The sequence below is a fragment of the bacterium genome, from assembly GCA_027622355.1.
In the GTDB taxonomy this organism is placed as follows: Bacteria; UBA8248; UBA8248; order UBA8248; family UBA8248; genus JAQBZT01.
The window spans coordinates 1-13679 of sequence record JAQBZT010000042.1 but is presented as its reverse complement, the minus strand read 5'-3'; the positions used below and the strand labels follow the sequence as shown (position 1 = coordinate 13679).

At 61.9% G+C, this 13679-nt stretch carries 15 protein-coding genes; 9 read left to right on the top strand and 6 right to left on the bottom strand.

The genetic code is table 11. The annotated features are described in order from the left end of the window. From O2807_04195 to O2807_04165, 7 genes are all read left to right on the top strand, one after another. The coding region (locus O2807_04195; protein ID MDA0999707.1) for an ABC transporter permease at window positions 1-732 on the top strand (732 nt) is incomplete at its 5' end. A 92-nt stretch (window positions 733-824) separates the two neighbouring features. Next, the gene (locus tag O2807_04190) at window positions 825-1826 is read left to right on the top strand and encodes an ABC transporter substrate-binding protein (protein ID MDA0999706.1); all 1002 of its coding nucleotides are present in this window, start codon (window positions 825-827) and stop codon (window positions 1824-1826) included. 46 nt (window positions 1827-1872) lie between these two features. Further along, window positions 1873-2643 (top strand): ABC transporter ATP-binding protein, encoded by a 771-nt coding sequence (locus O2807_04185; GenBank protein MDA0999705.1) that lies wholly within the window; start codon window positions 1873-1875, stop codon window positions 2641-2643. 243 nt (window positions 2644-2886) lie between these two features. Further along, window positions 2887-3600 carry a phosphoadenylyl-sulfate reductase gene (locus tag O2807_04180; protein ID MDA0999704.1) on the top strand — a complete coding sequence of 238 codons (714 nt, stop codon included), beginning with the start codon at window positions 2887-2889 and terminating at the stop codon, window positions 3598-3600. A gap of 27 nt (window positions 3601-3627) precedes the next feature. Further along, window positions 3628-4587, top strand: a complete 960-nt coding sequence (cysD, locus tag O2807_04175) for a sulfate adenylyltransferase subunit CysD (protein MDA0999703.1) — start codon at window positions 3628-3630, stop codon at window positions 4585-4587. Window positions 4588-4589: 2 nt separating this feature from the next. Beyond that, window positions 4590-5861 carry a GTP-binding protein gene (locus tag O2807_04170; protein MDA0999702.1) on the top strand — a complete coding sequence of 424 codons (1272 nt, stop codon included), beginning with the start codon at window positions 4590-4592 and terminating at the stop codon, window positions 5859-5861. Window positions 5862-5930: 69 nt separating this feature from the next. Next, window positions 5931-6941 (top strand): LLM class flavin-dependent oxidoreductase, encoded by a 1011-nt coding sequence (locus O2807_04165; protein MDA0999701.1) that lies wholly within the window; start codon window positions 5931-5933, stop codon window positions 6939-6941. Window positions 6942-6972: 31 nt separating this feature from the next. Here the strand turns inward: O2807_04165 and O2807_04160 are convergent, their stop codons facing one another. The 5 genes from O2807_04160 to O2807_04140 all read right to left on the bottom strand — a co-directional run bounded on the left by O2807_04160 (window position 6973) and on the right by O2807_04140 (window position 10430). Continuing rightward, complete coding sequence (locus tag O2807_04160; GenBank protein ID MDA0999700.1) at window positions 6973-7458, bottom strand: hypothetical protein; 486 nt, start codon at window positions 7456-7458, stop codon at window positions 6973-6975. 77 nt (window positions 7459-7535) lie between these two features. Then, window positions 7536-8132 (bottom strand): response regulator, encoded by a 597-nt coding sequence (locus tag O2807_04155; protein MDA0999699.1) that lies wholly within the window; start codon window positions 8130-8132, stop codon window positions 7536-7538. Between the two features lie 343 nt (window positions 8133-8475). Beyond that, entirely contained in the window at window positions 8476-9300 is an 825-nt protein-coding gene (locus O2807_04150) for a maleylpyruvate isomerase family mycothiol-dependent enzyme (protein MDA0999698.1), read from the bottom strand. Continuing rightward, window positions 9297-9830 (bottom strand): VOC family protein, encoded by a 534-nt coding sequence (locus O2807_04145; GenBank protein MDA0999697.1) that lies wholly within the window; start codon window positions 9828-9830, stop codon window positions 9297-9299. The genes O2807_04150 and O2807_04145 overlap by 4 nt, the downstream gene beginning before the upstream one ends. Before the next feature lie 72 nt (window positions 9831-9902). Beyond that, the gene (locus tag O2807_04140; GenBank protein MDA0999696.1) at window positions 9903-10430 is read right to left on the bottom strand and encodes a (2Fe-2S)-binding protein; all 528 of its coding nucleotides are present in this window, start codon (window positions 10428-10430) and stop codon (window positions 9903-9905) included. A 260-nt stretch (window positions 10431-10690) separates the two neighbouring features. Between O2807_04140 and O2807_04135 the strand changes: the two genes are divergently transcribed. Then, window positions 10691-10984 carry a DUF1330 domain-containing protein gene (locus O2807_04135; protein MDA0999695.1) on the top strand — a complete coding sequence of 98 codons (294 nt, stop codon included), beginning with the start codon at window positions 10691-10693 and terminating at the stop codon, window positions 10982-10984. Between the two features lie 22 nt (window positions 10985-11006). Continuing rightward, window positions 11007-12020 (top strand): adenylate/guanylate cyclase domain-containing protein, encoded by a 1014-nt coding sequence (locus O2807_04130; protein MDA0999694.1) that lies wholly within the window; start codon window positions 11007-11009, stop codon window positions 12018-12020. Here O2807_04130 and O2807_04125 read toward each other — a convergent pair. Next, window positions 11959-13679: long-chain-fatty-acid--CoA ligase (locus tag O2807_04125; GenBank protein MDA0999693.1), on the bottom strand; the 1721-nt coding region annotated here is incomplete at its 5' end. The two genes, O2807_04130 and O2807_04125, sit on opposite strands and share 62 nt — an antisense overlap.

Here is a 13679-nt window from a genome sequence, read left to right as displayed (position 1 = left end):
TTTATCGTGTTCTGGGAAATTGCCGTCGTCATCTTCGACGTGCAGAAGATCATTTTGCCCCCACCCTCGGATATCGCCGTCTCTCTCGTGGAAGACTGGGCCTACCTTCTCAAGCATACCTGGATCACCGGCCTCGAAATACTCCTCGGCTTTTTGGCCAGTGCCCTGCTCGGCGTTCCGGCCGGTATCATGATGGTCTGGTCGAGAACCCTCGAGCGGACCCTGATGCCGATCTTCGTGACCTCGCAGACGATTCCGAAGATCGCCATCGCACCCTTGTTCATCGTCTGGTTCGGGATCGGCATGTTTCCCAAAGTGCTGGTGAGCTTTCTGATCGCTTTCTTCCCCATCGTCATCTCCACCGCCGTGGGGCTGAAGACGGTGGAGCCCGAGATGCTGGATTTGATCCATTCGATGAAAGCCACCAAGTGGCAGGTTTTCTCGAAGGTCCGCATCCCCAATTCCCTGCCCTTCGTTTTCAGCGGGCTGAAGATCGCCACCGCCTTCGCGACGGTCGGCGCGGTGGTGGGAGAGTTCGTCGGCTCCGACAAGGGACTGGGGTTCGTTCTCATCGTGTCGAACTCCATGCTGGAGACGCCCCAGCTTTTCGCCGCCCTCCTCCCACTTTCGCTGATCGGCATCCTCCTCTACGTGGGGATGGCGAAGCTGGAAAAAATCCTGATCCCCTGGGATGTCGCCGTGCGGGGCGAAGACACCATGATGACCATGTAGCGGCGGCGCACGGCGCGCTCCCGGCTTCGGGCAATTCCCTCCCATGCACGGGGAGACAACAACACAGGGGAAACCCTGGAAGGAGGCTCGAAATGATGCGGAAACTGCTTGGCATGACTGCGATGGTCGTTGCTCTTTCCCTGATCGGCTCCGTTCCGGCCACGGAAGCGGCGACGAAGCTTCGTCTCCACACAGACTGGAAGATGGACGTTTCGGGCGATATCCCGCCGTTTTTCCTCGGGAAGGAGCGCGGATACTACAAGGCCGAGGGAATCGATCTCGAGATTCTCGGCGGCACCGGCTCGGGCAACGCGGTAAAAGTGATGTCGGCCGGCTCCTATGAGCTCGGCTTCGCCGATTTCGGCTCCCTCATCATCGGCAAGCTCCACGGCGCCCGGGTGAAGGCCGTCATGGGCCTCCTCCAACAGGGCGGCGAGGCCTTCATCTACAGCAAGAAATCCGGCATCCGCTCGCCCAAGGATTTGAAGGGCAAGACCATCACCATGTCCCCGGGCGGCTCCGGGGACGCAAGTGTGCGGGCCTTTCTCGCGGTGAACGGCCTGAAGATGAGCGATGTCAAGTGGCAGTACATGCCCGGCATGGGCAAGATTTTCGCCGTCATCGGCGGCCAGGCCGACGCCACGGGCACGCTGTGGAACAAGATGGTTCCCCTCATGCAGGCCAAGGGCGCCGACGTCGGCTACCTGGCCTTCGCCCAGCACGGCGTCAACCTGCTGCACAAGGGCATCTTTGTGAACACGGACTACCTGAAGAACAACAAGGACGCGATCCGCCGCTTCGTCCGGGCCAACCAGAAAGCCTGGCGCGCCGCCCTGCAGGAGCCCGAAGCGGCCGTGGACGCTTTCCTCAAAGCTTTCCCGAAACAGCGCAAGGCGAAACCCATGTTCATGGAAGTGATGAAGCACTCGCTCGGGATGACCAGTACGCCCAACACCCAGGGCAAGCCCCTCGGCTGGATGAGCGAGAAGGACTGGGCCAGCTCGCAGAACGTCCTGGTCAAATACACCCCGAAACTAGAGGGGAAAGCGATACCCGTCAGCGAGTTCTACACCAACGAGTTCATCCCCCAGTAAGCGCCCCAAGGCGCCACTGGCGGAAGGAGGGCTTTACGGGCTCCCGATGAAACACGCCATTGAAATCAACGGGCTTCGAATCGTCTACCCGTCCAAGGCGGGGTCGGTGCACGCCCTCGAAAACATCAGCCTGCAGGCCGAGGACGGGGAGTTCATCTCCGTCCTCGGCCCCAGCGGGTGCGGCAAGAGCACCCTCATGAAAGCGATCGCCGGCCTCCTCTCGCCGCGGAAGGGCGAGATCAAGGTGTACGGGGAGATCGTTCAGGGACCCACCTCGGACGTGGGCATCGTCTTCCAGAACGCCGTCCTGATGAACTGGCGGTCGGTGATGAAGAACATCATGCTCCAGATCGAGGTCCGGGGCCTCGATTACAAGGAGTACGAAAAGCGGGCCCGCGATCTCATCAAGCTGGTCGGTATCGAGGGCTTCGAGAACCACTACCCCTTCCAGCTCTCGGGCGGCATGCAGCAGCGTGCCTCGATCTGCCGCGCCCTCATCCACGATCCTCCGCTCCTTCTCATGGACGAACCCTTCGGGGCGCTGGACGCCCTCACCCGCGAGACCATGAACCTCGAGCTCCAGCGCATCTGGATGGAGAGCAAAAAAACCATCCTCCTCATCACCCACAGCATCTCCGAGGCGGTCTTTCTCGCTGATCGGGTCATCGTCCTCTCCGAGCGGCCCGGCCGCGTCCGCACCGTCCTGGAGGTGAACCTCCCCCGCCCCCGCGATCTCTCGACGATGGAAAATCCCGATTTCGTCCACATGGTCGGCCAGCTCCGGCGCGAGTTGCAGGCCGAAGGCAACATCGACTAATCCCCCCTCTTGCCCTTGTATATGCAGGATTTGCCCGGAATTTAAAAGCATTTTTAAATCTTGATTAAAATAATACGAATTAAATAATAATTTGAATTGACTTCGCGTAAAAAATGCATTAAATCCATGGAATTAAAGTTAATCAAATTAATTATGTATAAAGATAAATATATGACCTCTTGCACTATTGGCCGACCCGAAAAAAACACCCCGACCCTGGACCGACGCACCGGAGACAGACCCTTGGCCCTCGATGCCCAAACAGAAGATGTCATCCATACCCTGAAAATGGCCGAATCCAGGTTTGCCCCCGCCGCCTTCGCCAACAGCCTCGGGGCCGAGGACATGGTCCTCACCGATCTGATTGCGCGGCACGCGCCCGGGATCGAGATATTCACCCTCGACACCGGCCGGCTCAACCCGGAGACCTATGCCCTTCTCGATGAAGTGAGGCGGAAGTACGGAATCGGCATCCGGGTTCTCTTCCCCGAGTCTGAAGCGGTCGAGGAGTTCGTCAACCGGCACGGCCCCAACGCCTTCTACGAAAGCGCCGGCCTGCGAAAGACCTGCTGCTTCATCCGGAAGGTGGCGCCGCTGGGCCGCGCCCTCGAGGGAAAAACCAGCTGGATCACCGGCCTGCGCCAAGAGCAGGCCCCTACTCGCGGTTCGATCGCGGTCCAAGAGTGGGACGATGCGCATCAACTTCACAAGTTCAACCCGCTGGCCGGATGGACCCATGATGAGGTGTGGGCCTACATCCGCGAGAACGATGTGCCCTACAACGGGCTCCACGACCAAGGATACCCGAGCATCGGATGCGCCCCGTGTACGCGGCCCATCGCCGAGGGAGAGGACATCCGGGCCGGCCGTTGGTGGTGGGAAGATCCCCACTCGAAGGAATGCGGGCTGCATCCCGCATCGGCGTCCCGAAAAACAGAAAACCTTACGGCCCCTTGAACCGGGCACAGAACAAGGACAAAAATCATGACGGAAACGACCTTGCTCCATTCCGCTGACTTCGCCGCGGCGGAAAACACTGCCGCCACGCTGGATCTCAGCCATCTGGATTTTCTCGAGAGCGAGGCCATTCACATCCTGCGGGAGGTGGCCGGCCAGTGCGAGAATCCCGCCCTCATGTTTTCTGGCGGAAAAGATTCGATCGTCATGCTCCGCCTGGCAGAGAAGGCCTTCCGGCCCGGGCGGTTCCCCTTTCCGCTCCTGCACATCGACACCGAACACAATTTTCCGGAGGTGATCGAATTCCGGGACCGGCGGGTGGAGGAACTGGGCGAGCGGCTGATCGTCCGATCGGTACAAGACTCCATCGATCAGGGCCGGATCGTGCTTCGCCACCGCACGGAGAGCCGCAACGTCCACCAGACGGTGACGCTTCTGGACGCCATCGGGGAATTCGGCTTCGACGCCTGCATCGGAGGGGCGCGCCGGGACGAAGAGAAGGCGCGCGCCAAGGAAAGAATTTTCTCCTTCCGCGACGGCTTCGGCCAGTGGAACCCGAAGGGCCAGCGGCCCGAACTTTGGGACAACTACAATGCCCGCGTCCATCCGGGGGAGAACGTGCGCGTCTTTCCGTTGAGCAACTGGACGGAAATCGACGTTTGGCAGTACATCGCCCGGGAAAATCTCGACGTGCCCTCCATCTACTACACCCACTCCCGCGAGGTGGTCCGCCGGAAGGGGGCGTTGGTTCCCGTCTGGGAGCTGCTGGAGGTCGGAGAAGGGGAGAAGATCGAAACCCTCCAGGTCCGCTTCCGCACGGTGGGGGACATTTCCTGCACGATGCCGGTCGAATCAACGGCCGAAACGGCCGAGGAGGTCATCGCCGAGCTTTTTGCCTCGGATATCACGGAGCGGGGCGCCTCCCGCCTGGACGACCGGACTTCAGACGCCTCCATGGAACTTCGAAAGCGAAAGGGTTACTTCTAGCCATGACGGACATCGCCGCCCTGAAAGAGGGCGTTCTCCGGTTTGTTGCGGCCGGCAGCGTTGACGACGGAAAGAGCACCCTTATCGGAAGGCTTCTCTTCGACACCCAGGCCATCATGAAGGACCAGATATTGGCCCTCGAGAAGGTGCGCCTGAAGAAGGGAAACGAGGAGATCGACCTCTCCTTGTTGACGGACGGGCTCACCGACGAGCGCGAGCAGGGCATCACGATCGACGTGGCCTACCGGTATTTCGCCACCCCCCGCCGGAAATTCATCATTGCCGACGTGCCCGGCCACGAGCAGTACACCCGAAACATGGCGACCGGCGCCAGCACCGCCGATCTGGGCATCATCGTCGCCGACGCGCGGAAAGGGCTCCTCCGGCAGTCCCGCCGCCACCTGTATCTCCTCAACCTTTTCGGAGTGGATCGGATTGTCATTGCCGTCAACAAGATGGACCTCGTAGGCTACTCCCGGAAGCGCTGCGAGGAAATCCGGTCGGATTTCGAAGAATTCGCCAAGGAAATTGGCGCGGGTCCCCTCTGCTTCATCCCCCTTTCTGCTCTTCGCGGAGACAACGTCGTCCGCCAGAGCAATCAGATGGCGTGGTACGAGGGCCCGCCCCTTCTCGAATTACTCGAATCGCTTCCCCTTCGCGGGGAGACGGAGTTCACGGGACTGCGCTTTCCCGTCCAGATGGTGTGCCGGCCCCAGAGCAGCGCCCACCAGGACTACCGGGGCTATATGGGCCGCATTGAGTCGGGGACCGTTCAGGTGGGAGACGATGTTGTGGTGTATCCCTCGGGAATGCGCACCCGGGTCAAGGGGATCGACACCTACGACGGTCCGCTGGATGAGGCCGGCCCCTCCCAGAGCGTGACCCTTCTCCTCGAGGATGAGATCGATATATCCCGCGGCGATCTCATTGTCGGCCCAGACGATCCGCCGCGAATCTCCCAACGGATCGACGCCCTGTTGTTCTGGATGGCGGCCGAACCGCTCGATCCGCGAAAGCGCTACCTCATCAAGCACGGAACACGGTGTGTCCGATCGGAAGTGGGCCAAATTCACTCCCGGATCGATGTGGAAACCATGCGGGAGGAGGCCTCCGCCTTCCTGGGGCTCAACGACATCGGGCGGGTGCGTCTCGACTTTCAGGAACCGATCGCCCACGATCCCTATGCCCGCAGCCGCGCCATGGGCGCCTTCATCGTCATTGACGAGGACACGAACAACACCGTCGCTGGAGGGGTGATCTGCCAAGACGCCTGAGGTATGTTGGATGCTTCATCGGAAGCAGACGCATACGGGCCCGCCGGGCCCTTTCTCAAGGAGAGCGCAATGGCACCATCCCCCATCGAGTTCGGCCTGATCCTGTCCCTGACCATCCGCGGCCTTTTCATCGGCGACTACGAGAGCCTCCTCGCCGTTGCGCGAAAAGCCGAGGGGATGGGTTTTCACTCGCTCTGGCAGTGCGATCACTTCTTCTCGGTCAACCCCAAGGCCTACGCCGAGATCTCGGGAAAGGGCGATCCCTCAGCCGATGCGGGCGGGGACGCCGGCCCCGTGACCCTGCCCATGCTGGACAGTTGGGTGGCCATCTCGGCCCTCGCCCGCGACACCAAGACGATTCGCCTCGGCCACCTGGTCAACTGCGTCGGCTACCGCAGCCCCACCCTGCTCGCCCGCATGGGGGCCACCCTCGACATCATCAGCGGGGGGCGCTTCGAGCTGGGGATCGGCGCCGGCTGGCTCGAGCCTGAATACCGCTCCTACGGCTTTCCATTCCCAAAGGCCTCGGTGCGCATCGCCCAGCTGGCCGAGGCGATTCAGATCATCCGGCGGATGTGGACCGATGCGGCCCCCACCTTCGAGGGGGAGCACTTTCAGGTGAAGAACGCCTATTGCGACCCGCCTCCCCTTCAGAAGCCCCATCCCCCCATCTGGGTCGGCGGCGAGGGAAAGAAGTTGCTGGCCGAGGCCGCGCGCCACGCCGACGGCTTCAACTCAAGGTGGCTGCCCCCCGAGGGCTTCACCGAGCGCCTGCAAAATATCGCGGCCGTCTGTGAGAAGGCGGGGCGAAATCCGGCCGAGGTGCGCCCCTCCCTGATGACGATGGTGATTCCCGATCGCAACGAGGGGGCGGCGGCCGGGGAGCGCAAGCGCTTCGCCGTCGTTCCCGATTCGGGCGTCATCGCCGGCCCGCCCGAGGCGTGCATCGAGCGGCTGGGGAAATACATCGAGGCCGGGGTGCGGAGAATCCTCGTGACAATACCCGATGTAGACAAGGTGCCGGAGCGGCTGGAGCTGATGGGAAGGGAAATCCTCCCGGCCGTGCGGGCGATGGGATAGCCGAGGAGAGGCCCGCGCCCTTCCGGCGGGGCTAGTGCAGGTGCATTTCGGCCAAGGTCTTCTTTTCCTTCTTGACCGCCGTCCGGCCGCACCATTCCTCGGTCTTTTTCTGCAAGGCGATGGCTTCGACGAAATTCGGGGAAAGCCGCAGCGCCCTTTTCAGCATCGGTCCGGCATCTCCCATGTTCCACCCGGCAATGGCGGCCACGGCCGTGTAGTAGTACAGCTTGGCATCGTCCGGGAAAAATCGGATGGCGCGATCCAGGACACTCCGGGCCAGCGGATAGTCCTGTGCCCTGCAGGCGGCCACCCCCATTTCCTTGAAAAACTTGGGATCGATCTGTTCGGCCCGCATCCCGATCACTTTCTCGAAGAGTTCCTTCCCCTCTTCTCTTTCGCCGTTGTAAAAACAGGCGACACCCAGGCCGACATGCGCGGGGAAACTTTCCGCGTTCAGGGTCAGGGCCGCCTTGAACTCCGCCTTTGCGGCCAGATAGCGCCTCTCGCGCAAATACATTCTCCCCTGCGCGACGAAGGAATCTTCCCGGACGCCGAATTTCTCCCGGGCCTCTTGGTCAATCTGTTCCGCCTGCTCTATATCACATAGGCGGCGGAATCCAGGTCGCCCTGCGAGAGGTAAACTTCCGCCAGGCCGCAAAACACTTCCGTCAGGCCGTTGCAAAACTCCGTTTCCGCAACGCTGTATTCTTCTTTTCCCCTCAGATCCTTGGCGAAGGCGACCGCCTCATGCAGCGAGCCCATCGCGGCCTTCACCCTTGTCTTCTCATCCGACTTTGAAATCACCTGTTTGTTCATCTTTACCTCCAACGCCTCGCGCAACTCTTTTTCCCCGAGAGGCTTTTCCAGGACAAGCGTGACACCCAGGCTGAATGCTTTCTCACGCAGGAGTTTTTCGTGCGGTTCGATGAGAAAAAATATCGGGGTGTCGATATTCTTTCCCTTCTGCCGAATTGCCTCGATGACATCTATCCCAAACATGTTCACCAACGAATTCGAAACAATAATCAATTTGAAATCGACGCGGCGAGCTATCTCAATCGCCCGGTAGCCACGCCCCGTCGTTGTCAGGTTGTGGAGGTGAAATCCCTCCAGAAGAGCTTTCAACTCGCTGAGCCGGGGAAATCCCGCCTCGGCCACCAAAATCGGCGTCTCCCGCTCAAGAACGCTCATCTTTTCTTATCTCCCCTGCTGGCCGAGAAAACCTTTCTCCAAGCCCTGCAATCATGAATCCGTTGCGGTTTGGCTCGCCCGAGAAAGCCGAATCCTGCAAGAGAAATATGACGAACATCACTTCATCCCTGTGTTCAAGATAACAAGAGTATCCTGTTGAAAATTTTGCCGATCAATCAAATTCTTTCCGGAAGGAAGATGCCGAGTGAGGTACATCACGGATGAAGTCTGATCCATATCACAACGGAGAAGGGGGTCAGGCCGGAAAACGCCCATAAGCCAAATAATTCAAACACTAAGGGAAGGTTGAAACGAAAAAATGCGAGGCGAGATAGTGAAAATACTAGTAGCTGACGGCGAGGGCATCGAGCAGCGCTTCGGCCTTCTCGTCGCCCGTGATGGATATCCTTCTCTGGCCCAGCGCGTCCCGCCAGGCGAGCCGGCCTGTGGTCTGCAGCATCAGCGCCGTCGCATCTCCCGAGATTTCCGCGTCCGGATCCTCCCCCTCCGCCACCTCCGCCCGGCCATCGCGGATCGCGAGGCACCAGGAAGCGCCGTCCTCCGTCCGGAAACGGAAGAGGCCCGCCGGCGGCGGCGAAGCAGGCACCAGATTGAGAAAACGCCACTGCGCGTAGGGAAGATGAATCGTCATCGCCTGCGATATGGAAGGTTCGATGAGAAGAGACTGATCATCAACGGCCCGGATGTCCCAGTCGTGAAGGCCGAGTTCGTAAAGGCGGATGCCGGCGAACTGACCCGCGGGGATCAGGCCGATCCGGTGCCAGGCGATCTTTTCGGCGTCCGCCGGCGTAAGCCCCTCGAGCAGATCGGCGAAGACCGCGTGCCGCTCCAGAAAACCCGCAACAAGTGCCTCCACCGGAAGGCCCATGAGGCGCTTCATCTCCGCCATCCGGTTTTCGCGGAAGGCGGCCACGTCCTTTGTCCCGAAAGGAGGACCGGTGTAGCCCTGGACGCCGCTGCGGACGACATCTTCGTGGAATTCAGAGCCGGCCTGGAGATGGGCCACCGCGTGGCGCCGCGTCCACCCCTCGCAAAATGTGGGCAGCGCCCATTCGGTATCGCCCCAGGAGTGGAACAGCTCCGCCTGCCGCTGGCTCTCCCGGCGGATGGCTTCGACAGCCGCCCCTCGGCGCTCGGGCTCGTTCATGCCTTGCTGGTCTCCTGGCCAAATGTTTCCAGATCCACCTTGGATTCGTACCACTCCGGGCCCGGCTCTTCGGGGGGATTGTCGTAGCGCTTGATTTCGATCTCGATGTTGTCCGGGTCGTAGAAGTAGGAAGCGTAGCCCACGCCGTAGGCGCCGAGGTTCCGCTCCTCGCCGCGGTGAATCTCGCCGCCATGCTCTTCCAGGCGCCGGAGAACCGCGTGGTACTCCTCCTCATCGAAGCAGAACGCGAGATGATCCATCCCGCCGGCCCATTCCCGCTCCTGGCTTCCGGCCAGAAAATCCGATATCTGGCGGGTGCCGTAATCCGAGTGCACATCCGCCTTCGTGAAATTGGGATTGTGGAAAAGGACGAGAACATCTTCTCCCACCCGGAAAACCACCTGCGTCAGGTTCCCGTTTGCGATCTCGCGGATGCTGACGGGCTTCAGGCCCAGGACATCGCGGTAGAAAACGACCGAGCGCTTGAGATCGGTCACCCGGAGCGCAACGTGCTCAATCATTCTTTTCATCGGCTTCCCTTCCCCGCCGGCGGAATGATGGGCCGGCACAGATATGGCCCGTAAAATCGGAACGAGGCTTCTCTAGTCCTCGTACGCTTTCACCATGTCAATCTCGACGGATTCGGGCACCGTACGCCCCTCACCCACCGCCTGGATGGCCTCGATGATCCGGCCATAGCCCGTGCAGCGGCACAGATTGCCCGTCAGCCAGTGTTTGATCTCATCGGCGCTGGGCTTGGGATTTTCCTCCAGAAGCGCCTTGGCCGAGACGATCATCCCCGGGGTGCAATAGCCGCACTGGGTCGCCCCATGGCTTGCGAAACTCTCCTGAAGCGGATGGAGACCGCCATCGGGACCCGAGATGCCCTCGATGGTCTCGATGGTGGCGCCGTCGGCGCGGACGGCCAGCGTCAGGCACGAGCTGACCAGGCGGCCGTTCATCATGATGCTGCAGGTGCCGCAAACACCCTGATCGCAGGCTCGCTTGGTGCCCATCATGGCGAGGTCCTCGCGAATGACATCCACCAGATAGCGCGTGACGGGCACCGTCACCTCCACCGGCTCGCCGTTCAAGATGAAGGAAATCTGTTTTTTCTCTGCAGAGGACATGGGGAAAATCCTTTCAAAAATTCGGATGAAGGAACCCTCTCCAGCTCCGGAAAACAAGCGGGCCTCCCGCATGCCGGAATAAAGCCGTTTTCCCGCCGTTGAATAAGGGAAGGATACCATCTGGCCGCATGTTTTGCACTCGGGCATGGCGCCGCCCCCCGCCGTATGCGGCGCGGTTATTTTATGGCATCTTTTGACAAATCAAAGATATCTGCGGGGTCTGCCCGCCGGTTCCCCCCCCCCTTTTTTTTGGAGGCACGATGAGCGCCTTTCTCGTTGTCCACATCACCATCAAGAACCCGGAAAAATGGAAATCCTACACCGAAAACGCCCCGGCCACCGTGGCCGCGCACGGCGGGGAATTTCTCGCCATGGGGAAAAAGACGGGCGTGATCCACGGCCACCACGACGCCGACCTCGCCGCCATCATCCAGTTCCCCGATCAGGCCGCCGTCAATGCGTGGTACGGCTCGCCCGAGTACCAGGCGCTCATCCCCAACCGCGACGAAGCGGCGGACATGACGTTTATCAGCTACAACCGGCCGCCGGCCTGAACACTGCCGCTGGGGATATCGCATGACGGACGAAGCCGCTTTCGAGATAGAGCTGCTGAACGAGGGAAAAATCGTCATCCGGCCCGGACAGACCGTTCTCGAGGCTTTACTCGAATCCGGCATCCCGCACCAGCATGCCTGCGGCGGAAACGCGATCTGCTCGACCTGCCGCGTGATCGTCATCGCGGGGCGAGACTGCCTCTCCGTGCCCTCGGAGGATGAAAGAGCGCTGGCCGAGGGAAAAAACTTTCCGGCGGACGTTCGCCTCGCCTGCCAGACCGAGGTCATGGGCGCGGGTGTGCACCTTTGCCGGATGATCCGCGATGAAACGGACGCAGAGCTCATCGCCGGCGAAGCGGACGCCATCGAGCACACCCGCGGGGTGGAACGCGATCTCGCGATGCTGTTCCTCGACATCCGCGACTTCACCCCTTTCGTCGAGGCGCATCTGCCCTACGATGTCATCCACATCCTGGGCCGCTTTCACCTCCTCATCCGAAACGCCATCGAGGCCGAGGGCGGCCGGGTGGTTGGAACGGCGGGGGACGGGATGTTTTCCGTCTTCGGCCTCGAGACCGAGCTTCCCGAAGCCGCGGCGGCGGGCGTGCGCGCCGGCTACCGCATCCTCCAAGATGTCGGAAACCTGAACCGGAACTACCTCACCGGCAACTTCGGCGTCTGCCTGGACGTGGGCATCGGGCTTCACACCGGGAGGGTCATCTGCGGAAATGTTTTTGGGAGTGCCCAGGGCGGGTTCACCGCGGTGGGGCTTCCGGTCAACGCGGCGGCCCGGCTCGAGCAGGCCACCAAGGAGCTGAACAACAGCTTCCTCGTCTCGCAGGAAGCCTACGTCCTGCTGGACGACCCGCCCGCGGCGCCCTCCGCCGAGATGGAACTCAAGGGCATCAGCCGGTGCTTTTGCGTCTACAAGCTGGGGCACCCCTACCGCGCGGAGGCGCCCGTCCGCGATTTCTTCAGGGTTTGGCGGAACCGTCTTCTCGAAATGCTGGATCGGATTCGCGGAGCGCGCGCTTGAGAATCTTCCCGTTGGCGTTCTTGGGAAGCTCTTCCAGGAAAAAAACCGCCGCCGGCACCTTGTAGTCGGCGAGCCTCTCCGCGCAGAAGCGGCATATCTCCTCCTCATCCGCCGATTTTCCGGGCCTGAGCACCACCCCCGCCCGCGGAATCTCGCCGAAGACCTCATCGGGAATGCCGTAGAGAGCCGCCTCCATGACCGCCGGGTGGGTGTAGAGCACATCCTCCACCTCCTTGCTGTAGATGTTCTCCGCCCCGCGGCAGATCATGTCCTTCTTCCGATCGAGGATGTAGTAGTACCCCTCCGCGTCGCAGCGGGCATAGTCGCCCGTGTGGAACCAGCCGCCCCGCATCGCCTCGGCGGTGGCTTCTTCCTGCCCCCAGTAGCCCGCCACGGTGTTGGGCGATCGGACGCAAAGCTCGCCCACCTCTCCGGTCGGGAGCGGGCGATCCGCATCGTCCACCACACGCAGCTCGCACCCGGGCGCGCACCTTCCGACCGAGGCGGGCTTCTCGAGCGCCATCGCGTCGGGATGGTAGGTCACCATTCCGCTCGTTTCGGTGAGGCCGTAGAGCTGGATCGCCTCTGCGGCGGGAAAGCGCACCTTGATCCCCCGGATCGTCTCGGGGGCGATGGGCCCGCCGCCGTAGGAGGCCACTCGGAGCGATTCCATGTCGTAGTCGTTGCACCTTTCGTGCATGAGCATCAAGACGAAGATGGTCGGCGCCGCGATGAGGGAGGGGACGCGGAACTTCTCGATGAGGCGCATGACTTCTTCGGTCTTGTAGCGGGGCATCAGGACGCAGGAGGCGCCGACATAGCCCATGGCAATGAGCTGGCTCGTCAGGCCGGTCACGTGAAAGAGCGGCACCGCGATGAGGGTCCGGTCCCGCGCGGTGAAGCGGTAGACGGCCTCGCAGTTGCGGCCGTTCACCAGGATGTTCCGGTGAGTCAGGATGGCGCCTTTCGGAAGGCCCGTCGTCCCCGAGGTGTAGCAGATGGAGGCCAGATCATCCGCGCGGACTTCGGCCGCCGGCCCGGCCCCGCCGCCCATCGAGAGAAAATCGCCGAACGCGCGCGCGCACGTGGGCGGCGGGGCGGCGCCGACCCAGATCACCGCCTCCAGTGCGGGGAACTCACTCCGGTGCGCTTCGACGGCGGGCCAGAAATCTTCCTGGACGATGAGGAGGCGCGCCCCCGAGTCCGCGAGGATGTAGGAGATCTCGCGCCCCGAGAGGCGGTTGTTGATGGGGACCGTGACGGTGCCGGCCTTCGCCGCGCCGTAGTAGGAGATGACGAACTCCGGCCGGTTTCCGAGGAGAAGGGCCGCCCGGTCCCCCTTCTTTATGCCCAGGACCGCGAGGGCGGCGGCAAAGCGGCCGGTGGAAGCATCCAGGGCTTCGTGGGTGAGGACCCGCGCGGCGCCGGATTCGGCGGCCACATCTCCCAGCCCGGAGACGCCCGCTTCCGCATCCCGCTCCCAGAGCAGGGCAGGAGTCAAAGGGGCCCGCTCGGCGTTCGCCCGGATCATCCCGCCAAGCGTCTCGAAGCGGACCGGGGAGAGAGCCTCTCCCGCCTCAGGCCGCACCGCCATCGCCCAAATCCGCCCGGCGGGGAAACCGCCCGAAGAAAAATGCGAATTCATCGAACTCCTCTTTC

Bases quoted from the DNA above. Each gene is read 5' to 3' on its own strand.
- O2807_04185 (MDA0999705.1), top strand. From the start codon at position 1,873: ATGAAACACGCCATTGAAATCAACGGGCTTCGAATCGTCTACCCGTCC.
- O2807_04155 (MDA0999699.1), bottom strand. From the start codon at position 8,132: ATGAGCGTTCTTGAGCGGGAGACGCCGATTTTGGTGGCCGAGGCGGGA.
- O2807_04130 (MDA0999694.1), top strand. From the start codon at position 11,007: ATGACGGACGAAGCCGCTTTCGAGATAGAGCTGCTGAACGAGGGAAAA.
- O2807_04165 (MDA0999701.1), top strand. From the start codon at position 5,931: ATGGCACCATCCCCCATCGAGTTCGGCCTGATCCTGTCCCTGACCATC.
- O2807_04160 (MDA0999700.1), bottom strand. From the start codon at position 7,458: ATGTATTTGCGCGAGAGGCGCTATCTGGCCGCAAAGGCGGAGTTCAAG.
- cysD (MDA0999703.1), top strand. From the start codon at position 3,628: ATGACGGAAACGACCTTGCTCCATTCCGCTGACTTCGCCGCGGCGGAA.
- O2807_04150 (MDA0999698.1), bottom strand. From the start codon at position 9,300: ATGAACGAGCCCGAGCGCCGAGGGGCGGCTGTCGAAGCCATCCGCCGG.
- O2807_04145 (MDA0999697.1), bottom strand. From the start codon at position 9,830: ATGAAAAGAATGATTGAGCACGTTGCGCTCCGGGTGACCGATCTCAAG.
- O2807_04190 (MDA0999706.1), top strand. From the start codon at position 825: ATGATGCGGAAACTGCTTGGCATGACTGCGATGGTCGTTGCTCTTTCC.
- O2807_04135 (MDA0999695.1), top strand. From the start codon at position 10,691: ATGAGCGCCTTTCTCGTTGTCCACATCACCATCAAGAACCCGGAAAAA.
- O2807_04140 (MDA0999696.1), bottom strand. From the start codon at position 10,430: ATGTCCTCTGCAGAGAAAAAACAGATTTCCTTCATCTTGAACGGCGAG.
- O2807_04170 (MDA0999702.1), top strand. From the start codon at position 4,590: ATGACGGACATCGCCGCCCTGAAAGAGGGCGTTCTCCGGTTTGTTGCG.